The sequence below is a fragment of the bacterium genome, assembly GCA_021108215.1.
Lineage (GTDB): Bacteria > Oederibacteriota > JAAXVQ01 > JAAXVQ01 > JAUVAV01 > JAIORK01.
On record JAIORK010000026.1, the window covers coordinates 98,182 to 119,429 of the forward strand.

Below are 21,248 nucleotides of genomic sequence, written 5' to 3' on the forward strand. Positions count from 1 at the left end.
CATACAATCGTCACCTACCTTTTTTCTTTCACAAACCATATTGCCCTCGCTTTTGGAACACCGCCGATTCACCTGCTTATCAAGCCCGGGGATGTGCCTTGCGATAAACAGCTTTGAGTTTTTCCGCCGTCACATGAGTATAAATTTGGGTGGTTGTCAGGTTGGCGTGTCCCAACAACTCCTGGACTGAGCGTAAGTCTGCGCCATTATCCAATAAATGAGTCGCAAACGAATGCCGCAGGCTGTGCGGCGAGAGCCCGTTTTGTTCACTAACTTGCCGGATATACTTACCGACAATCCGTTCAATACTGCGCGGCGTCAAAGCGCCTCCGCGCGCATTGCGAAAAATTTTATTGTCTCCGGCCGGTTTTTCAGCTTGCAGATAAACGCGCAGCGCCTTCATTGCCGGATTCCCCAACGGAATAATTCTTTCTTTACGGCGCTTGCCAAGTACCCGGACCAGCCCGCCGGAAAAATCAATCGCACTTGCTGTCAACCCGGTCAATTCCGAAAGGCGCATACCGGTCGAATAAAAGGTCTCCAAAATCGCGGCATCCCGTTTGCCCTGCAGTGTCGTTGCGTCCGGTGCATTTAAAAGTATGGTGACGGTCTCCTGATCTAAAAAACGCGGAAGCGCGTGGTCGCCTTTCGGCGTACTCACCCCTGCCACCGGATTATCCTTCACCACGCCTTCGCGCTTGAGATAACGGTAAAAAGACCGCAAACTCGCAAGCCGCCGCATAATACTGGCACGGGCTTGATGGGTATCACGCAGTTTTGCCAAATAGGCGCGTATTGTCCTAAACGTCACATCCACCGGAAAAATCTTTCCTGCAAAACCGTGAAAATCTTCAAGATCCTGACGATAAGCCCGAAGTGTGTGCATAGAAACATTCCGTGCATGTTGCAGGTATGCGAGAAATTCCCCGACCGGGTCAGCCACTAGCTTTCCTCCGACTGAATTTTCTCCAATAGTCTTGAAAGCTCGTAAAGATACTTAATAATGGTGAAATTTCCCTGATAGTTCTTCTTGCTGGAAGAAATTTTATCCGCAAGGTCCGTCAAACCTTGCTTCAAAATTTTGGCAGGTAATTTCTTTTTCATGGCAACCAACCTAAACCAGACCAACGCGTTCATTGCCTTTTGAAACTCCTCATCACGCCCGGAGGCCGGCAGACTGTTTTTCATCTTCAACAAAATCTCAAAATTAACCAACCCGCCCGACAGAAGCGAGCCGTCATCACGCCGGTCCACACCCTTAAAAATCGCCGTGTGCTTAAATCGGGTCTGCTCAAAACTCTCGGTAAACATAACATCAATCTCGTCCTTGGCCAAATGTCTGGAACAGGTTTTCACCATAATCCGAAACAGTTCCTCATAAATCGCCACCAGACACAAATCTAAAATCTCAGTGGTAAACTGGTCTTTTTCTTCTTCATCCTGAGCGACTGGTTCCGCCTGCTGTTGCTGCCGCGCCGTGCTGTCATCATGCAGATCTTCCTCGCCGACGGATTCATACACTGAAATTTCATCGCGTTCACTTGCAGTTTCCAGCATTTCAGAAATCAATTTCACTGGGAACTCAGACTGCTCGGGTGTGACCTCCCGCGAGAAGTAACCTTCCCGCGACTGACCCATAAAAAACGTGAGGTAATGCAGGGCATTGTTAATTTTGAGTTCCAAATATCCGGTAAATTTTTTTCTCTCAAACAGGCTTAACAACTGGTTAAAATTAATCAGCTTGGTTTTGAGTCCGCCATGAGTGGGTTCAAAAATAAACGTACCCATAATCACCACCATGAGCAACTTGGAAATTTCACAAAAACTGATGGTTCCTTGCTTCTCTGTTCGCAGCTTTTTGAGCGCCTCGCTCACAGTCATAATCTCACGATGCCCGTCCGAAAACCGTCCGGCCTTGACACCTCTGCCGCCCAACAGAAAGATAATGTCCTGCGAGTCCTCATAGCGCACATCCAGATAGCTCGCCACCCGGCTCTGACTTTCAGCGAGAATTTTATCCAGCTTGGCGGTGCTTAACGGGATGTTCTCCACCACAGTCCGCACAGAGGGCAATTTGACATGACTCATTTCGTTTCTTCCTCAGCGCTTTCGGGATTAACCGAACGTTTATAGTCACAGCCTGCTTCCGGGCAGACAATCGTAGCCCCGGCTTTTTTGGAATATTTCTGTACCAAATAGTCCTTGCCGCACTGGGGACATTTTTCCGCTACCGGCCGGTCCCAGGAAACAAAATTGCATTTAGGGTATTTACTGCATCCAAAAAACATGCGGCCGCGCTTGCTTCTACGTTCAATCACTTGACCGTCACACCCGTCCAAAGGACACCCCACACCGACCTCTTTATTGATGGACTTGGTGTACTTGCACTCCGGATACTTACTGCATGCCATAAACTTGCCAAAACGACTGTACTTTATTTGGAGTACGCTCCCACATTTTTCACATTTTTCCTCAATCGTCTCTTCCGCCTTCACTACAATCTTACCTTCGTCATCCGTACCCATGGCCTTGGTATTATGGCAAGTCGGGTAATTGGAACAGGCAATAAATTTACCATGCTTACCCCATTTAACCGTAAGCTTGGCCCCGCACTTCTCACAAATCTGTTCCAGCTCGACCTCAACCTCGGATTTAATATCATGCATATCCACTTGTGCCTTGTCCATCTCCTGCTTAAAAGACTTGTAAAACTTTTTCAACACCTCCACCCAGGCAACCTTGCCGGACTCAATGTCATCCAGTCCGCTCTCCATCTGAGCGGTAAATTCTATGTCCATAATATCCGGAAAATTTTCAACCAACAGGTCGTTGATGATAATCCCGATCTCTGCCGGCATAAACCGTCCGTTTAAACGTTCAATATAAGTCCTGGTCAAAATCGTACTAATGATCGGCGCATACGTACTGGGGCGTCCAATATTATTTTCTTCCAGCGCCTTCACCAGGGTGGCGTCATTGTAACGCGGCGGCGGCTGGGTGAATTTTTGCTCCGGCCTGACCTCCAACTTGTTGAGTGGATGCCCCTCTTCCAGCGGCGGCAGCAACCGATCACCTTCGGGTTCAACTTCTTTACCGTTCGTTTCCTCAGTCTCTGTATAGATCATCATAAAACCTTTAAACTTCATGATAGATCCGCCGGCCCGCAGGGTGTAACGATCCGCCTGAATATCCACCGACGTCGCGTCAAACCTGGCCGGGTTCATCTGCGAAGCCAAAAACCGCTGCCAGATCAAACGGTAGAGCTTGAACTGGTCCGGCGAAAGAAATTTCTTAAGCGCATCAGGCGACTTGTCCGCAAAAATATAAGTCGGCCGGATGGCTTCGTGAGCATCCTGTACCTGTCGCTTGGACTTATACTTGGGCGGCTTGGCAGGCACATATTCCCCGCCATACTCACTGGTGATCAACTCGCGCACCTGGGTCTGGGCTTCCCCGCTCACGCGCACCGAATCAGTACGCATATAGGTAATCAGACCCACCGGACCCTCGTCTCCAATCTCTAAACCTTCATAAAGCTGCTGCGCCACCATCATGGTCTTTTTTCCGGTAAAATGCAGCTTATTGGCAGCTTCCTGTTGGAGCTTGCTGGTGATAAACGGCGGTGCCGGATTGCGTTTCTGCTCTTTTTTCTCAATCTTAACGATTTTATAATCAGCCGTTTCCAGCACATCTACAACCGTCTTGCTCTCATCTTCAGTATGAACTTCAAACTTCTTGCCATCTTTATGCAGCACCAGGGCGGTAAACTTCTTTTTTTCCTCGGTCTCGAGGTCCACCTCAATCTTCCAGTACTCTTTGGGATTAAACGCCTCAATCTCCCGTTCGCGATTCACCACCAGCCGAACTGCCACCGACTGTACCCGGCCGGCACTCAAACCCTTGCGCACTTTTTTCCAGAGCAGCGGTGAGAGCGAGTAACCCACGATCCGGTCCAGAATCCGGCGCGCCTGTTGGGCGTCGACCATATTCTGGTCAATCTCCATCGGATTTTCAATTGACTGCACAACCGCATGCTTGGTGATCTCATTGAACGTGATGCGGTAAACTTTTTTATTTTTGTTGTTAAGCTCATGATGCAAATGCCAGGAAATCGCTTCGCCTTCACGATCCGGATCAGGCGCCAGGTAAATATTGTCCACACCACCGGCCAGACGTTTAAGCTCTTTCAAAATTTTGGAACGTGACCGGATGGTAATATAGTGCGGCTCAAAATTATTCTCGATATCCACACCCAGCTTGCTCTTGGGCAAGTCCCGCACATGCCCCATTGAGGCCACCACTTTGAACTTTTTTCCCAAAAATTTGTTGATTGTCTTGGCTTTTGCCGGTGATTCAACAATAACGAGGTTTTTTTGTGTTTTTTTAGTAGCCAAATCCTTATTCCTTTTCCCAGCTTCATACCAGCATCATGATAGGTATTAAGCGGATTAAAAATAGCGATTCTCAACATCCCGCCGTATCCAGCGGAGAAAATCCGTACAAACAGCCCCCTTTTACATCCCAGGACCGTTCAAGGTACTGAATTACAATTTAAGCATAGGGATTAACCAAAGTCAATAAAAAGCAAAACACTGGAAATAACAGGGTTTTCAGATTTTGATACAAACTGCCTTCTATATTATATAAAAAAGAACACAGCATCCAGCCATGTCCTTTTGCCTTTACCCTACTAGCCACTGATAAAATCAAGAGATTTGTCCACAGATTACTCAGATGGACACAGATTTTGAAAAGATGAAATCAAAAAACACTTCCTCAATGAACAAAAAAACGTTACCACAAAGGACATCCAAATTCCTTAAACGTCAAATTTTCCAACAACACCTCGCATTACTAAACCCGGCCCTTTTCATTCCGAACAAACAATTGTAAGAGCGTATAACAATACGCCCTTACAATTACGCCATTTTGTCTTTGCTTTTATTTTATTAATACCAGTTTTTTGAATTCCGCCTCTTTATCTCCGATCTTAACTTTATAGAAGTAAATACCCGGCGATAAATCGCCGGAATCAAAAGCCACTTGATTTATTCCACTGGAACAGGTTGCCTGTAACGCCACAACACGTTCACCGACTATATTGTAAACCTTTATCGTGACCGCTTTTGCTTCATCACCATCAATCTTAATCTGGAACCAACAAGGTTGTCCAACCAGACCGGGATTAGGATAAAAAACAACATCATCCCCGGACCAAGGTTGTCTGGTTGCCGTAGCCGTCTGAGTTCTTGTTATTGTCCGTGTTGCTGAAATAGTTGCGGTTGGAGATGTGGTTGCGGTGGGTGTAATGGTCGCAGTCACTGTTGTTGTCGATGTCGGCGTAAACGTCCCGCTTATCGTTGGTGTTAATGTAACTGTTGCCGTAGGTGTTTCGGTTACAAATGGTGTTTCTGTCGCAGTATAATTCGGGGTTGCGGTTGATGTTTCCGTCACTGTCCATGTTGGCGTTTCAGTGACAAACGGTGTTACTGTCGACGAGGGGGTGGATGTCTGCGAAAAAACAGGAGTTGCTGTTGGTGTCACAGTCGGCGTTGGGCTGGGTGGAATCGGATGTAAAAACCCTGCATGCAAACTGTAATTACTTGATATTACCGTACCTTGCCCGCTCTGGCCAATGGCTGCTAATTCATCATAATTGGTCGAAGTTGTGAATCCACCGCCACTATCAATAACATCATCAATACCAGTATAATTGGTGGATGAAAAATTACTGTGACTGCTTGCTGTTAAGGGCGCCATCATACTAAGGAGCATGATGATGACCATCATCATAGGCTTATGCATAAGCTTTGCTCCTTTATTTAGAATGACGTTACTCGTGTGCCGTCACTATGCTGATTATCAATACCATGTTCTCCAGTACCCGGTGCTGTCCAGAGTGGAGGATTGCCGCTATTAGCGTCAATAATATCTTTATTAATTGTACCATCCATAAAAACATTATAACTAACCTGAGCTATACCTGATCCTGACAAACCAATACCATACGAAGGTCCTGGTCCTGCCACACCGGTGGTAACATAACGAATGGTGTTTTCAAGAATAAAACAATTGAGCATTGCTGCTCCATTATCACTAATGCCATAGGAACCCATCGTGCCGGAGGAGCCCATCAATGCATGGTTTAAATTAATAACATTGTCTTCAATTCTGGATTCAGACATGCCGTCCGTCATTATCCCCTGAGCTGACATGGGACCATGACCTATCATATGATTTTCCATAACTTCACAAAAAGATGCATTGCTCATATCAATTATCGGCACAGGACATGAAGCCACAACTTTAACTTCCCTGACATAGCATTCCATAGCACTATTCATATTAATAACTGTGGAAGAATCAAAAGTACAATTTATAAATAATGCTTCCAAAGCCCTGCCAACTCCTGCCATACCAATACCACCGGTTCTTAATTCTGTTGCATCCCAGCCCTGACCGCGCAAAGTAACATAGTCAGGTATCACAATAGTACCACCGCCGCCGGTTGTACCTGGTTCTATAAAATCACCGGCTTTTACTTCTATTACCCATGGTGTATCAGCTGATGGCGTGGGTGACAAAGCACCCTGCGCTGTATAACCGCCCACACCAAGCAGCATATCAATGGCACGACTGGCAGTCGTGGTATCGCCGCCGTGATGCGCAACAGTCAACACCTGACGATGAACAACATTAAGCGTAGACATGGCATAAGCGCCGCATACCAGGCTATGACGAGGTGACATGGTCTCCCAGGCACCAGCACCGGTGTGATCCACCCGGATTTCCAGAAATAAATTTTTACGCATGGCAAGCTTAATTGGCATTGGCACTGTACCCTGACCTAATATAATATTAAAAATACCATTAATAACCGGAACACTATTATGCGTTTCCGACCACAAAATATTTCCGCCGGTTAAGGCGTCATATATCACAAATCTTAAATTTTTGGTTCCATTTAACGGACTACCTCCGCTATCTGTCAGCTGACCTTGATAACTCATGGTTTGGTTAATATCGGAAAAACCAGGTACAGATATCGCAACTGCCGCAAATAATAACAAACTGATTAAAACTAGTCGTTTCATTTCCCCTCCTTTTATTTATCCAGCATTATTTCAGAGTATGTTTAAGACGACTCCTTTTATCAAACAGCTTGGTCATCAGAAATCAATCCCTTCACCAACACATCATCGTATTGCATTATCACATGGAGCCCCACGGGCAAGCCCGGGGGGCTCTGTGGAGCGGGATTAAAAACAACAACCAAACCATGATCCGACCTATGCTTTAAAAACAATTATTCGATCTCACCAATGGTTTTCCGGAATTTTGTCACTAATTTAACCGACGTTTCATCAATAAGCCCGCGCAATGCTTTATACGCGTAACCTTTGGAATCTTTCAAATCAACTTCATTTGTCGTTTTCAGGTCTTTTAATTTTAAATTTCTCCGATTGGCTTTTTTAGGGTCCTTGGGGACCACCACCATAATCGGAATACTTCCTTTGGTGGGTGATAAATCATCAAATCCCGGCCAGCCTAAATCCGCCACAATTTCCCCGTTTTTATCAATTAGCATCAATGTTGGATTCAAGCGAATCGTACCATTGGTTCGTCGGGTTTTAATATTAACCACATTGACACCCTTCACATGTTTGAAAGCGGCAGCTTTATTCCAAACCACGAACATGCCGTCCAAACCGGTTTGTTGACAGGCATACGCAACGGAATCCAACATCACCTGCTTCATTTTATTTTTATTATTCTTTGCAGCATTTCCATAAGAGACTTTTTTGACTGTCACCCCTTCGGCATCATCTCTAAATAAATGGTACGTAACATTGGCACATCCTCGGGCAGCTAATTGATTCCCGGTTTTTTTAACATAATCATCCTTAAACGTATTAATCAATACTTCTTCGGTGCTCCCGCCTTTTTTACCCATCAAACGCAACATCATGGCAGATGCGGCTGCTTGACCGGCATTTTTCTCCAACATCTTCTTCATGACCGGAGAATTTTTAAAATCAGTAATACTGCGTAAACTGGCATGGCTTTGATACTGCTGTCTGGGTATATATTGAAAACTGGTAATGCTACTTAAAGCTTGATCATATTGCTTCAATGCGTAATCAGCAGCTTTTTGCGTAATTGCCTGATTATTGGCTGAGGGTTGTCCCATTTTATCCATGGTGACTGCACAAAGACCTACTTTTTTCAAATTGGATAATGCAGCTTGATTGACTCGCGTAGTTGCACAACCTGATACGACCAACATGCTTACTGTAATTAAAACACCAATAATCCATTTTGCTTGTAACATTTCCCATCCCCCTTTTAATTTGTCCAACCGCCATCTATTCGACAGATACAAAATTAAAATCTTTCACCAATTTTATCATACGCCATCCGACTCAGGGAAAAAAGCTGCACCGGATTTACAAGAGCCAGCTTTTTTTTGTAATCGTAAATGACGGGTTGGTTATTCACATCACCTTGACTTTAATAAAGCGCTCTAAAAACGATAACCGAATTGTATTTCACTAATATAGTCTTCCCGATAAAAAGTTTTTAAAAAATTCAATTCCAATGGTCCAATGGGTGTCATCCATCCAAAACTCAAACCATAGCCACCGGCAAGTTTTTCTAAATTACTTATTTTTTCCAGCCTATTGCTTGCAACAGCATCATAAACAGATAATCGAAAGTAAAGGGTTTCCCATACTTTAAATTGAACTGAGGATTCAAAAAAAGCGTGATTTTTAATGGCCTCTTCTGTTGCATAAAATTTAAGTGCCGGTATTTGACGCTGCCTGGAAAAAAAAGAAACTGCTAAATAATATAAATCACCTTCAGTGACAGGGCTATTTCCTATGGCTGAGAAGTAAAACAGGTTCTTCCAGGAAAATCCGGCAGGTAAAGGAATAATGAATTGCCCTTTAGCATCGAGTTGTCCAAATACTCTATTAGAATTTTCAAAATCATTAAATAGTTTTAAATAGCCATCCAACTGAAAACCCCGCGAAGGAAAAAAAGAGCGATTTAGAGTATTCACATTAATATAAGCAAAAACATCACTATAATTCACGAAATGGGTGCTGAAATTACTGCCAACCAAAGGTTCAATGAGTGCTTTTTCTCTGGCAATACCAAGCCCCAAAGCAATTGAATTCCATAAATACATCTCCGTATAAATTTCACCTACGAAATCCGAAAAAACGAAGAGACCGTTAATTTTACCGTCCAAGGCATAAACAGACGTTTTTTCTTGATCGTACCTTAAATTAAGCCCAAAACCAAAACCGGGATTCCAGCCCAATTTATATAAATAACCCAATTCAATCGCCGGATTTTCACTTAACCGGCCGTCAAGCTTTGTAATTGATCCACTGCCCAATCGATTTAAAAAAGTCAGATTTAATAAGAGTGATGACTTAAATTCTGAATTATAGCTAAATCCAAATTGAAAAACATCCTGGTCTAATTCATTTAAAAAAAGCTGCAATATTTCTTCTTTATCTTCCGTGGGTGTTAAAACATAATGAACGCTTTTGAAATAGCCCGTACCGAAAATATTTTGAATATTTTTATCCAATTGCTCAGCTGTTATTTCTTGACCGGGTTTAATCCCCAGCGGACCGCGGACCATGGCATGGGATGAGCGCCCCAAACCAATCAATTCCACTTTTTTTATAACCGCCGCATCATCCGGGCGGGATATTTTTTGTGGCCGAAATTGCGTTTGCAAAGCGAGGGATTTTTTTATGGCGCGCAGCTGGATGATCGCTCTCCGGGCAGCTTCTTCGCCGCGCATAATCAGTTCTGAAGCAGCCGCAAAACTGCTCGAACGGTAACCCTTCATATCCGGTTGGATCAAAACACGGCACTGTTCCCGCTCTGCTGTGGATTTGGACTGCTCAAGTATGGACATGGATTGTTCAAGAATTTTACCCAAATCATCCAGTTCATCTTTTTGATAAGTGAAACTCCCTACATCAACACCGATGACAATATCCGCACCCATGGCCAAAACATCGGTCACCGGTAAATTCCTGGCCACACCGCCATCAGTTAATAATTGCCCGTCCCGTTCTATAGGTGTAAAAGCCGCCGGGATGGACATACTGGCACGCAGTGCTGTTACCAAATCTCCTTTGCTCATCACATGGGCTTCTCCGGTGACCAGGTTCGTTGCAATGCATCGAAAAGGAATGGGGAAATCATCAAAATCCCTGATATGGCGACTATGCCAGGTAAGTCTTGCGAGTAAGGATTGAATATTATGTCCAGTTACAACACCTACCGGTAAACCAATCCGCCAATTTTTAATCGGCAGGGTAACGAAATATTTTGTATCCTGATATTTGTCAGTAAGTAATAAATTACGGAAGGGTCGCTGATCATTTAATAAATGATCCCAATTCTGAGAGATGACGATGGTTTCGATTTCTTGGGCAGTATATCCAATTGCATACAAGGCGCCAATAAGACTACCCATGCTGGTCCCTGTAATATAATGGACGGGAATCTGTTCTTCTTCCAACACTTTTAAAACACCGATATGCGCCAAACCCTTGGCACCGCCGCCGCTTAAAACCAAGCCGATTTTCGGATCATCTGTTGAAAAAACCGGTTGCGCACTTACCAATAGAGCGCCAAAAAAGAAAAAGATCAAAGACAGACCTAATCGATTCGTCATGAGAAGTCTTTCGTTCCTTTCCGGCGCCTGATGATTGTTTTCCTTGCTAGTGATTCTGCTGCCCCCCTAAAAAATCATTGCGAGCGAGCGGAGGGCGCGTGGCAATCTCATTTCATCCTTATAAAATCAAGATTACTTCGTCGCTATCGCTCCTCGCAATGACAGCAAAAGGAGATTTTGCAGCAAAAACACTAGTTACTATCCCCGGAATCACTTCTAAAAACTGTACTTTATTTTAGCATAAACCATATCATTGTCATCATATTGCCCGAAATTGCCTTCACTCCCAATAAAAATATTGGCACCCAGCAGCAATTCAAATCCATCGACCAAAGCATAAGTGATTTTGGGACGAATCAGGGCATCGGAATTATTCAGTCCAATGTATGAAAACAATTCCAATCGCAGCGTTTCCCGCAGAAAATCTTTGCTCGCCAGAAAAGTCATCGTATTCTCAAATTCATCATTCGCTATGGCTTCATCATACTGCAAAATTGCCTGCTGAACAAATTGGGCGCTAAACCGCACGTCCCACATTACAAAATCCAATCCTACCAAATAATGAATATAGTCTTTCCGTACCGTGCCATCAATAAGTGTCATATCTTCTGAATTGAAATATTTATCGTGATAATAGGCTCCTTCTCCGCGCACTATAAAGCCACCCAGCGCGGTGCTGAAACTACCGCCCCCCAATCCCAGACGATGATGCCTCGGTGTGACGGTTATCCCTGCCAGTTGAAATGTCACAGGATCAATGGTTTTTGTAATGTGCATCGTCGGATCATCGTCCCACATGTATCCACCCATAATTTCAAAATCAATCGCAGATGTGATAATTGAATATTTTGCAAACACCTCACTATTTTCCAATGCCGCGCCAACTTCTTTTTGACTATAATCAAAGGATGGTGACACGGGAAAATCCAATCCCGGGAACCAGATGGAACCTTCCCCAGGCATTTGAGTCGAAGTAAACATCGGGTTCCATACAAATTCAATGGTATTGTCACCTAAATAATAATCGGCCTTTAGGGCTGTAATACCCATACGAATTTCGTCAAAATCACGCAACAAAAATTCACTTAAATCTTTGGGAGAAACAATATCGGTGATAAACACACCATCAGCCTTTCCCCAAATAATTTGCTGCTTTCCCAGGCGTAAATCTATTGAGTCAAAAAAGATATCCACATATGCTTCACGTAACCCGATTTCCATTTCCTGATTGGGATACTGATAAATATAAGGATTTGCTTTGAAAGCCACCTTTTCTTTACTCTGTTCAATGTTCAAATTAAATGTGTTTTGAACAATGGGATACTCATTGTCGCCGGTTAACAGCATTCCGGTATAATTGCGCACATAACCCGACCAATTCAGCGATTGCGCCGCTGCCCCGCTTATGAAAACTAACAGCGCAAGAACACCCCCGAATAGTCCGAAATACAACGTTCTCATTTCAAACCTCTTTTCATCATTCGTTCCGTAAACTTGTTCGCCGAAAGTCCTGTGTCCAGTTTAACATTATCCAGTTCCATTTTTGTCGTATGGTCTTTCTGAACATTACGCATTTCACTTGCCAGTATTGTCCAATAGCTCCCGATTTTATCATATTTTTTTACGGTCAGTGTTTTCAGCAATTCACCGTCTTCATCATAAAAATCTTTTTTAAGACTGATCCATTTGTCTTTAATGATCCAGGAAACAGTCCGCGAGTACATATACTCTTCATTTTTGGAAATACTTTCCACAACATAGCAATCTTCATCCCCCGTTTTTTCCTCACGCACCAGTTTATGGGTATCATCGGTCGGATAGCGATCACCCAAATCATCATACGTGAAATCAGATCCCATAAAATAATCACTGGTACTGTCACTGGAAATGCGTTTTACTTTTTTCAAAGCCGGCAGATAAATCCACTGATCATCATTTTTGCCGGCCTCGTCGTAGCCCCAATTCATGAAAGAAGTGTTGCGCACATCCGCCGGCGAAACAAAAAACATGATTTTCTTTTCCATTTTTCCAAAATCCTTAATAAACTGTTTAATTTTTCTCACGCGTTGATCACCACGGGAATTAATAAGCGACATGGTCAGATCACCTTGCATGTCATTACCGGTTTCGCGATTGTAAACATTTTCAATAATCTTCAAGCCGCTTATTTTTTCTTGCGAAAGCCCCAGCGTCGGCACAATGATTAACAGTGCCATTACCATGAGTAGTGTTCTTTTAATAATCATTTTAAGCCTCCATTTTTTTTGAAATAAATATTCGAGCCAAATAGCACCAGATACATAATCGTCACTGTCCCCAGGAAACTTGTAAACATATTCAAGGAAACCAATGCACCCAATGCACGATTTGACGGAAATCCGGAAAACAGCAGCACTAAAAATCCCGCAATCACCACAATCGCATTAAACACAATTGCCCTGCCGGTATGCTGCATCGTATACTGACCGGCCAATACCTTGTCGCCTGTTTCGGCCGCGGAAATCTTGTAGCGATCTATAAAATGAACCGCGTAATCAATACCAATACCGATGGCGATGCTGGAAACCAAGGCCGTGGTTGTGGACAAGGGAATATTCAGCAATCCCATCACCCCAAAGCTAATGACGGCTGTAATCACAACCGGCACTGCACCAATTAAGCCTGCCATAATATTTTTAAACATTAAGGAAAGCAAAATAATAATAATCACCAGAGACATTAACAGACTGGTAACTTGCCCCTTTAAAATCAAGTCGGTAAATACCAGGCTTTTATAACCGGATCCGGCATATTTAAGCTCAACATTTTTCGCGTTAAATGCCGGCATATGTTTTTCAATGATCGCGATAGCACTATTAATCGCCTTGGAGTTATCGCTTTTCAATTGAAATGTCAAATTAGCTTTTTGGTAATCATAATTCACAACCTTCCACAAGTTTTCCGGGTCCCCTGACATTTCATAAAGCAGTAAATACTGGGCAATCAGCTCTTGCGATTCAGGGATAACATTGTACTTTTCTTTGTCAGCATGCATGACTTTATTCATCCGCTTTAAATAATCAGTCAAAGCGAATGAATTACCCACAACATCCAATGTTCCGACAACATCGTCCTGCAATTTATCAATAGCCTTAAGAATGTCCGGATTTTTAAAGGCATCCTTATCTTTGGAATCAAAAATAACGTTCAGCGTAGATGTGCCGCCAAAATTTTCATTAATAAACTTATCCGTTATCACAATTTCACTGTCTTTTTCAAATTTTTCCAAAAAACTGGAATTGATCCATATTTTTCCAATGCCAATGACCGAAAAAACAATAATAACCGCTGTTAAAACAATGGTTATATATTTGTATTTAATAATCCTCTCTGAAAATGTCAAATTGTCGTTATGTTTGTTTTCGTTACTTTTTTCCTGCTTTTTCTTCCATTGGGGTAAACCAAAAACCATCACTGATGCGGGAATCAATACCAACGAAAACACCATTGCCATCATCACACCAAAAGCTGTGAACATCCCAAAATATTTAATTGGATAAATTTGCGAAGTCAGCAATGAAATAAAACCCACCGCCGTGGTCACCGACGTCATGAGTACCGGTTTCCACATCCCCTGAATCATATCCAACACCGCTTCTTTTCTGGAAGCAATCGGATTTTTAATCATAAAAAGGTGGAGATGATTATACAAATGGATTCCATAGGCCACGCCAATGGCGATGAGCATGACCGGGAGCATGGTTGAAACCGCATAGATCGGAATACCCACTGCCGCCATGAGCCCAAACGACCAAACCACACTGAACAAAACCACCAACAATGTGAAAAAGGTACTCTTGAAGCTTCGCAAAACAATCAGAAGAACCACGACAATAACCAAAATAACAATCGGGACCATGCGTTTCATATCAGCCGGACCCAGCATCGCCAGGTTGCCTTCCACAATTGGACGGCCGGCCACATATACTTTTTCAGGTCCTTCAAAAGATTTGCTTACTTCCAAAATCTGGTGATAAAATTCCTGAGAAAAAACATCATCTTCAATTTCAGCAACAATGATGGTCACTGTTTCATCGATTGATACCAATCGCCCGAAAATCATCTCATTATTGCGGACATTGGAACGAAGTTGCTCCAATGCTTCCTCTGTTTTCGGTGTACGCTTAAAAAATGCTTTTACGTCCATACCCTCTTGGGTACCAATAATATTATCCGCTGTGTACAGCGACGTAACATCGTTCTTATTGATCTCTTTCATCTTTTGTAATGTTTTGGTCAATTGCTTTATTTTCTGAATAGTTCCGGTGTTGTAAATTCCATCCGGATTTTCAACAGCAATAATGATGCCGTCTTTAATATCAAACCATTCTTCAGCCTGGTTGCTGTACACAAATGCCGGATGGCTCTGAGGCATATATTTATCCAGATCGGTCTCCATGCGTGTATTTGATTTCATGACTGCAAAAAAGGCGATCGAAGTAATTAGAATTAAAACCAAAACCGTCTTGGGCCTCTCCAGCAGTTTATTGAATATTTTTTCCATAGTCTAAGTCCTTTCAAGGATAATTTTATACTTACTATCATTCTTGTCCAAACAAAATCAAAATCCTATCCACAGATTACACAGATTACTCCGATTTCAAGACACTTCAAAACATTTGTTTTTATGACCTAATCCAAAAAACCTGCGAAATCTGTGGATCATCTCTTTGTTTTAAAGCTTTTATAAAATCTGTTTTATTAATTAACCTCTATCTCTACTAAAATAGGCGCGCCCATCAAAAAGCCACTTTCAGCTCTAATCGCACCATATGGATCACCTCCTCCAACCCCAGCGCCTCTATTCGGCTAAGTATCACCGCCGGTTCAACATGACCAAATAAACTTACGCCGGCTTCAAAATTCATTTCCATAGTCTGCTGATCTTCCAGTTGTTTTACACCTTTTAGCTGTACATAAGGTTTGAGTTTTCCGGGGAATCGATGTCTGACTTCAGCAAATGCCAGAGGTAAATTAACGGCATCTAAACGCATGACTTCTCCAAAAAACAGATTACTAAAAGTTGGTTGGAATTTTGCATCTCCATTCCATTCAGATTGTCCCAGATAGCCAACACTGATGCTGGTTAAAGCTCCTGAGTCGTAAATAAAGTCCTTGCCTAATTCTATGGTATAAGCCAATGTGCTTTCACTGTCAATAGTTTGATTGATACCACTAATGGCCCAATCCAGAGCATTGTGTAATTTACCGTTCATCAGCAACCCAACATAAACCCGGTTATCCTCAATAATGGTTCCAAACTCCTCATAAAAAAGTACGCTCAGATTACTGACACTAATGTGGCTTACTGGTCCACTACTATCACTGTCCGAAAACTCACTGAACTCATTGCCCGCGTCATCACCCGGCACATAACCCGGGTTCCAACTAATCGTTAGCCCTAACAAATTGGTCTCACCCATGACTTCCCCCACACCCCCGGTATAATCCAATGCCAGAAGATTATAAAGATGGCGATTGGCACAAAACTTTCCCATGCGGGCAAAATGGTCCGTCACCGTACCGGCCTGTGCCTGCACTGAGAAAGCTTGCCAGCTCTGATTATAGCTCAACCCCAAAACCCGTTCATCCAACAGAATGGAGTTACCCATCTTCATCTCCTGCAACCCGAGACGGGCGATGATATCCTTTTCCTGATAATGATAAAAAACCTGCCGCAACCCTACATGCCGGCTGTCTTCATATTCCAAAACCGCTGGTTGGTTACTGTCGTCCGATCCACTGATATCAGTGACACTCCAATGTTTATACCCGCCTTCTAAATAGAGTTGGTGTGATGAAAAAAAAGTGTAGTTAAGCGCACCCAAAAGCATCCCGCCGGTTATCATTTTATCGCCGATTCTCCCCGGTCCCATCGTCCCTTCGATCGCCCACAACAAAGAAGATTTTTCCATCACCGGAGTTAAATGAGCGCCTAAAATACTCCGGCACTCCCGCTTGGCATTGGCATTCACCGCCAAACCAAGCACCAGGCCCAGCAGTATTAGCCTACTTAGATTTTTGCATTTTAATTTTAACATGATGTTCATTTCCTTTTCGATAAAATGAAATACTCGATTTTGGACAAGCATCGAGGCAATCTCCACAGACAATACAATCCTGATTATCCAAATGACTGATTTTTTCCGGACTGCGGGTAATCGCATTGACTTGGCAGCTGGTGTTGCAGCTGGTACAACTTATGCAGGTCTGATTAATCCCCAAAATACTGGCCCCGGGAATTTTTGCAATCCAACCCAAAATCAAGCCGATCGGACAAATACTCCGACAAAATGGGCGGTAAATGAACAAAGAACTAAGCAACAGTACGCCTAATAAAATGTAACCGATCAGATTAGGAGAAAACAAATTAAAAGCCACCTTAAACGGCCCATAATGTTTATAAATATTTGTATGGGTTATAAACAACTGTGTCAGTAAAACAACCAGCACAACTGTCCGAATGATTCCCATAATTTTTTGCGCCCGAGCACTTTGAAATAATCTTAATTTACCCGGCAGCATAAGAAATTCCTGGAAAGCGCCCAAATGACAGGCCCAACCGCACCACACCTGTCCAAAAATATAGGTCAGCGGAATCAGCACCAGAAACCACAAAAGACTTTGCCATTCTATTTTTACGCCAATCAACATCAGCCAGGTATTTTGGAAACTGGAGATCATGCAAGCACCGCCACCGTGATAAAACCCCAACACTACCAGGGAAAACAGCAGCATGACCCCTTTGAAACGGCGGGTGAATTTGAACCGCACCATAATCCCTGACAAAATTGTCATCACCACAACCAGTAATGCCCAATACATTTTGGAGTAGCTCACCGATTCAGCAGGCGCTGATTCTGCACCGCTATCGTTGAATTCCTCATCAAATTCCATTGAGCTGAATTCATCATCGCCGCCCGAATTGACAAATTCATCCCCCGTATTATTGCTGTCAACCATCACGGTTCCTGATAGACCGGCGTCAGCAGCAGCGATCAGCACATTGCCCACAAGAAAGGGAAGAACCATAACAAATAAGAAGCCAAGTGACTTAAGAAATTTTAAGGGTACACCCAACATAGCCTTGCTCCTTTTTATTATTTGTTCGCGGTGCTCAACGGCTCGGATTTGAGCGTCATACTGCCGTAACCACCTTCTTTATCACAAGTCCGAACAGCATTCACCAGAAGTTTTCCACTCTTTGTACCAATTACCTCAATCTTTAATTTCCGTGTATAAACCATGGTTGATAATTGCTGCCACTTGGTGGCCCCGATAACTTTTAGCCCTTTAAATTTAAATTTGGTTTTATTAATCGCCGTCGGACAGACACGATGAGTCAGCGTCACGGTCACCCGGGAGGTAAAAACATCCCCCGCGTGGTAGATAATCTTTTTCGATTTTTTATCCGTCTTGGCTGGCTCTTTTTCAGTTTTCTGGTCAATTTTGCCTACAATTACTTCCTGGTCCGCTGCAACTGCCTGCTTATTTTTATCCGCCTGATTTGACTGCGGCTGCTCTATAATCTCAAAATTAATCTCACAGGCCGTCGCCACGCCCTGAAAAAAAAGTACTACGCCTGCACTCATGATGAGTGTTCTTCGTATCTTCCATGAATTATCATTCATTTCTCCGCCTCCTAAATTGCGTCTTCCTTATTTTTTAGTACCACTGCCAAACTTTGCCACAGTGCCTGTGCGGATTTTTTAATATCAAAACCGCATTTTGCCAGCCGCCATTTTCTGACCAGTAACCGCATTGGTCCCATAATGAGGATCATCAAATGTTCTGCCGGCAAGTCAGCCCGGACAGTTCCTTGATCTTGTCCCTGCCGGATAATTTTCAATATCTTTTTTTCATTCGCCTGTTTCATCGCCAACACCTGCGCAGTTACTTTTTTTTCATTCTGAAAAATTTCTTCCGAAAATGTCACTGCCGCCAGCGCCGGGTGCCGGTCAAACATTTCTGCATGACCACAAAATATGTTTTTCAACATGGCCGGAATATCTCCAGATTTGGTTGCGAGCTGTTCAAATATCTCCTGGTTATACTGACCAAACTGTTTCACTGTTGCCATCAGCATCCCGGTTTTATTCGTAAAATGCCGGTATATCGCCGGTTCGGATATTTCCAGGCATTGCGCAATATTTTTCATCGTAAGATGCTGAATGCCCTGTTCCGCAATCAATTCAATCGCCGTTGTCATGATTTGTTGTTGCCGCAGAGTATAAATTAACAAATGACCACCTCACAAGTTAGTTATTATTAACTAACTTTAAAGATACGCCTATCACCTCACGGTGTCAACACTATTTTTTTAATACCCTTAAAAAAAACGGCACACAGACATTTGAGGTGTCAAACCACACAAGTATTAAAGCAAAAATAATTGACGATATTAACCCGCAAACACACTCAGCTGACGCCCATTGTGTTTGCGCTGGCACGACAACACATTATATGCTTAAATACTTATTCACCAAAAATAACTTCCGGGGGAGGTGTTTGGTTGTAGGCGGGTTTGATTTCAGCTGTGTTTTTAAGTGGCTATAAAAGTATATAAAAAAAGGAGTCAACAAAAGTGAAAAACACTATTTCCAATCCAAACGATTACCTGAATTTTAAAAAAACTTTTTCAACTGCCGGAAAATATTTTATAGCACTCTCTTTGGTCGTCACACTCGCAAGCTGCTCTGCCGTCCCCATTTCACGCAAGGCCGAAGTCCAGTCAATCAAAAAAATCGGCATTGTGAGTCTTAGCGCCAACACTTATATTTACAACTACAAAGCCGGACCAGCTTCAGACAAAAACCTTCATGAACTCCGGAAAAAAGCGCAAGAAATGAAAGAATATACTGGAAAAACAACTGATACAACCCAGGCCTCGATTGAACAAATTCTGATTAATTCCGACACAATCTATACCAACGCTTTAAAAGCCATCTCGCACTGGAATATCCTCCCCATTGACCAAGTCAAAAAAATGCCTGCCTATCAGGCATCGTCAGGTGAAGCAACCGATGCGAAAGGTTTTGTCCCGGTCACCATATTGCCGGAGACCAAATATTTTGATTCATTCAGAAATTCACTTTATAAAGAAAAAAATCAAAAAACCTTCCAGGATCTGACCGAGCTTTGTAAGCAGCTGGATCTCGATGCTGTGATCGTCCTGCGAACGGTACTTGCCTATGAACCAAAGGGCCTGCAGCTCCTAGGCGGATTGGGGAACTTGCTTGCATCGAAAAAAACCAAAGCCGTCCCGGTTGCGGGCACTGCAATCTCGGTTGTCACCAAAGCGGGTACAAGTGCTGTTTATCGAGGCGTTCTTTTGGAATACAAGGGCACTGCGGTGCCTATGCTGCAGGGTGGTTTGGTAAACTTTACCGGCGATGATGCTGCGGCCATCAAATCTTATAATGAGGCCATACAGGCGAGTGCAACCGCACTCGCAGAGACCCTCAACAAAGAATTAAGCGAGTAGAAATCCCAAAAACGGTGTTAGGGAATTTACCTTTTATCAGGAATCCCAAATTACCTAACACCGTTTCTTATTTTTTTTAGTGCACTCTATTTCCCAGTCGCTGTCGGCCAAGTCATTCACCCAGAGTTACTAGGAGCACAATTTTCAATCAATTTTGAGTGGTTTTGTTTTTTTCCAAAACAGCATAGAGTCCGTGGCAGGTCAAACGATTTAACACTGGTACGTTAGCCACCAAGCGCTCCAGACCCAACAACCAACTTTTGGGTAATACTCGCAAAAAAAATGTTGTCCTACGGTTGATGAGTACTGTGCCGCCTAGATAGCCTGCCTTTTTTAACACGACCCCCTTGGGTAAGATCAATTTTAAATCAGACAACGTGAACAGGAATAAGTGATCCTCACCATCCGGGCCGAATTGTTTTTCTTCCAGAAATTTCCTGTCTTCACGGCGTTGCAATTGTCCAAAAGTCGGTAGGTGATTGCGAAACATCAAGGCATTGGGTGTGGTCACCCATAAGATACCGCCGGGTTTTAAAAACGCCAGCGCTTTTTCAATAAAATCCTCAGGATAGGCGCAATGCTCAATGATCTCACCTAATACCACCACATCATAAAACCCCGGCAGGTCCTGCTTGTCAAAGCTGCCCTGCACCCATTGGATGTTTCCTTTTTCATACTTTTTCTCGGCATAGGCCAGATAATCCGGATCAATATCCAGTGCGGTAACCCGAAAACCCGCTTCCGCCAGCAACAAACTCAAATTCCCCTGGGCGCAGCCAATATCCGCCACCAAAATTTCTTCCGGTTTGGAAAAACGCGCGCGAAAAACCGCCAGTGTTTTATACAAACGATCCAAATAATTTAACCGGGCATGATGATAGACATCCGGGTTATCAATCTCACGTTTATCAAACTTTATCATCCGGTCAAATTGTTCAGGCAGTGCCTGTTTCAGTTGCTGTACTGTTTTCAAAATACCTCCATAATTATTTAGCTTCTCTTATGCGGATCACATAG

Annotated in this window: 15 protein-coding genes and 1 pseudogene; 1 reads left to right on the top strand and 15 read right to left on the bottom strand. The window is 43.2% G+C overall.

The features are described 5' to 3' along the window. Positions 1–79 precede the first annotated feature (79 nt). The 14 genes and pseudogenes from xerC to K8S19_05120 form a co-directional block, all read right to left on the bottom strand. Complete coding sequence (gene xerC, locus K8S19_05055; protein MCD4813041.1) at positions 80–943, bottom strand: tyrosine recombinase XerC; 864 nt, start codon at positions 941–943, stop codon at positions 80–82. Beyond that, positions 943–2,088 (bottom strand): hypothetical protein, encoded by a 1,146-nt coding sequence (locus K8S19_05060; GenBank protein ID MCD4813042.1) that lies wholly within the window; start codon positions 2,086–2,088, stop codon positions 943–945. Before K8S19_05060 ends, xerC begins: the two co-directional genes overlap by 1 nt. Then, positions 2,085–4,373 (bottom strand): annotated as a pseudogene (gene topA / locus K8S19_05065) (type I DNA topoisomerase). Before topA ends, K8S19_05060 begins: the two are co-directional and overlap by 4 nt. Positions 4,374–4,941: 568 nt before the next feature. Beyond that, entirely contained in the window at positions 4,942–5,805 is an 864-nt protein-coding gene (locus K8S19_05070; GenBank protein ID MCD4813043.1) for a T9SS type A sorting domain-containing protein, read from the bottom strand. Positions 5,806–5,822: 17 nt separating this feature from the next. Beyond that, positions 5,823–7,094: a hypothetical protein gene (locus K8S19_05075; protein ID MCD4813044.1), complete on the bottom strand. Its 1,272-nt coding sequence runs from the start codon at positions 7,092–7,094 to the stop codon at positions 5,823–5,825. A gap of 212 nt (positions 7,095–7,306) precedes the next feature. Then, on the bottom strand, positions 7,307–8,332 hold the full coding sequence (locus K8S19_05080) for a hypothetical protein (protein ID MCD4813045.1): 1,026 nt from the start codon (positions 8,330–8,332) through the stop codon (positions 7,307–7,309). Positions 8,333–8,524: 192 nt separating this feature from the next. Further along, positions 8,525–10,708: a patatin-like phospholipase family protein gene (locus K8S19_05085; protein ID MCD4813046.1), complete on the bottom strand. Its 2,184-nt coding sequence runs from the start codon at positions 10,706–10,708 to the stop codon at positions 8,525–8,527. 216 nt (positions 10,709–10,924) lie between these two features. Continuing rightward, positions 10,925–12,169 carry a hypothetical protein gene (locus tag K8S19_05090; GenBank protein MCD4813047.1) on the bottom strand — a complete coding sequence of 415 codons (1,245 nt, stop codon included), beginning with the start codon at positions 12,167–12,169 and terminating at the stop codon, positions 10,925–10,927. After that, a complete protein-coding gene (locus K8S19_05095; GenBank protein MCD4813048.1) occupies positions 12,166–12,954 on the bottom strand; it encodes an outer membrane lipoprotein-sorting protein in 789 nt (262 codons plus the stop codon). Before K8S19_05095 ends, K8S19_05090 begins: the two co-directional genes overlap by 4 nt. Continuing rightward, positions 12,951–15,251: an MMPL family transporter gene (locus tag K8S19_05100; GenBank protein ID MCD4813049.1), complete on the bottom strand. Its 2,301-nt coding sequence runs from the start codon at positions 15,249–15,251 to the stop codon at positions 12,951–12,953. The genes K8S19_05095 and K8S19_05100 overlap by 4 nt, the downstream gene beginning before the upstream one ends. A 235-nt stretch (positions 15,252–15,486) precedes the next feature. Further along, positions 15,487–16,788 (bottom strand): hypothetical protein, encoded by a 1,302-nt coding sequence (locus K8S19_05105; protein ID MCD4813050.1) that lies wholly within the window; start codon positions 16,786–16,788, stop codon positions 15,487–15,489. After that, a complete protein-coding gene (locus K8S19_05110; GenBank protein ID MCD4813051.1) occupies positions 16,757–17,830 on the bottom strand; it encodes a 4Fe-4S binding protein in 1,074 nt (357 codons plus the stop codon). Before K8S19_05110 ends, K8S19_05105 begins: the two co-directional genes overlap by 32 nt. Positions 17,831–17,847: 17 nt before the next feature. Then, positions 17,848–18,378: a hypothetical protein gene (locus K8S19_05115; protein MCD4813052.1), complete on the bottom strand. Its 531-nt coding sequence runs from the start codon at positions 18,376–18,378 to the stop codon at positions 17,848–17,850. Between the two features lie 11 nt (positions 18,379–18,389). Further along, positions 18,390–18,989, bottom strand: a complete 600-nt coding sequence (locus K8S19_05120) for a TetR/AcrR family transcriptional regulator (GenBank protein MCD4813053.1) — start codon at positions 18,987–18,989, stop codon at positions 18,390–18,392. 342 nt (positions 18,990–19,331) lie between these two features. Here K8S19_05120 and K8S19_05125 point away from each other — a divergent pair, with 342 nt between their 5' ends. Further along, the gene (locus K8S19_05125) at positions 19,332–20,231 is read left to right on the top strand and encodes a hypothetical protein (GenBank protein MCD4813054.1); all 900 of its coding nucleotides are present in this window, start codon (positions 19,332–19,334) and stop codon (positions 20,229–20,231) included. Between the two features lie 148 nt (positions 20,232–20,379). Here K8S19_05125 and K8S19_05130 read toward each other — a convergent pair whose 3' ends face one another. Next, a complete protein-coding gene (locus tag K8S19_05130; GenBank protein ID MCD4813055.1) occupies positions 20,380–21,204 on the bottom strand; it encodes a methyltransferase domain-containing protein in 825 nt (274 codons plus the stop codon). Between the last annotated feature and the right edge of the window lie 44 nt (positions 21,205–21,248).

Bases quoted from the DNA above. Each gene is read 5' to 3' on its own strand.
- K8S19_05070 (MCD4813043.1), bottom strand. From the start codon at position 5,805: ATGCATAAGCCTATGATGATGGTCATCATCATGCTCCTTAGTATGATG.
- K8S19_05095 (MCD4813048.1), bottom strand. From the start codon at position 12,954: ATGATTATTAAAAGAACACTACTCATGGTAATGGCACTGTTAATCATT.
- K8S19_05100 (MCD4813049.1), bottom strand. From the start codon at position 15,251: ATGGAAAAAATATTCAATAAACTGCTGGAGAGGCCCAAGACGGTTTTG.
- K8S19_05060 (MCD4813042.1), bottom strand. From the start codon at position 2,088: ATGAGTCATGTCAAATTGCCCTCTGTGCGGACTGTGGTGGAGAACATC.
- K8S19_05085 (MCD4813046.1), bottom strand. From the start codon at position 10,708: ATGACGAATCGATTAGGTCTGTCTTTGATCTTTTTCTTTTTTGGCGCT.
- K8S19_05115 (MCD4813052.1), bottom strand. From the start codon at position 18,378: ATGAATGATAATTCATGGAAGATACGAAGAACACTCATCATGAGTGCA.
- K8S19_05080 (MCD4813045.1), bottom strand. From the start codon at position 8,332: ATGTTACAAGCAAAATGGATTATTGGTGTTTTAATTACAGTAAGCATG.
- K8S19_05105 (MCD4813050.1), bottom strand. From the start codon at position 16,788: ATGTTAAAATTAAAATGCAAAAATCTAAGTAGGCTAATACTGCTGGGC.
- K8S19_05075 (MCD4813044.1), bottom strand. From the start codon at position 7,094: ATGAAACGACTAGTTTTAATCAGTTTGTTATTATTTGCGGCAGTTGCG.
- K8S19_05090 (MCD4813047.1), bottom strand. From the start codon at position 12,169: ATGAGAACGTTGTATTTCGGACTATTCGGGGGTGTTCTTGCGCTGTTA.
- K8S19_05110 (MCD4813051.1), bottom strand. From the start codon at position 17,830: ATGTTGGGTGTACCCTTAAAATTTCTTAAGTCACTTGGCTTCTTATTT.